Origin of the sequence: Vibrio sp. 10N.222.49.C9 (assembly GCF_041474985.1) — a bacterium.
In the GTDB taxonomy this organism is placed as follows: domain Bacteria; phylum Pseudomonadota; class Gammaproteobacteria; order Enterobacterales; family Vibrionaceae; genus Vibrio; species Vibrio crassostreae_C.
Window position 1 is genome coordinate 1 of sequence record NZ_JBFRVD010000680.1, and the last position, 436, is coordinate 436.

A 436-nucleotide genomic window follows, 5' to 3' on the forward strand; every position below is an offset into this window, starting at 1 on the left:
TTGTTAGCACATTTTTCTTAGTTACATTATCGTCACGGTTACTTAAAAATAGTATAAAATTTAAACAGAAGCGAGAAAGATGTATATGTAGATAACAGGCTAGCTAGGAACACTCTAGCCAAGGAGAACACATGGACAGTATCTCATTTGCTCAAGACGTCGTCGCTGGCGACGCGTGGTTGATTGTCGATGCGCAAGGTAACCTAAAAATAGCTCCTCTAGATTATGTCCCCCAAGAGGGTGATGTGATCCTTTCCGTAGGCGAAAACCCGCTAACTGTACCTGAAGATATAGTGACTGAATTGCGAGTGTCTATCGCCCAACAAAACTCCATTCAATCTGTAGACGCACAATCTGGAATTCAAGGTGTTTTAGACTCACTTGAACAGGGCGGCGATCCTACAGCAGAAGATGGCAACGATCCTCAATCTGGAGA

1 protein-coding gene is annotated in these 436 nt (G+C 43.3%); it reads left to right on the forward strand.

Features of this window, described 5'->3' with window-relative positions:
- Positions 1-131: 131 nt before the first annotated feature.
- A partial coding sequence (locus AB4585_RS25055; RefSeq protein ID WP_372171462.1) for a hypothetical protein occupies positions 132-436 on the forward strand: 305 nt, incomplete at its 3' end.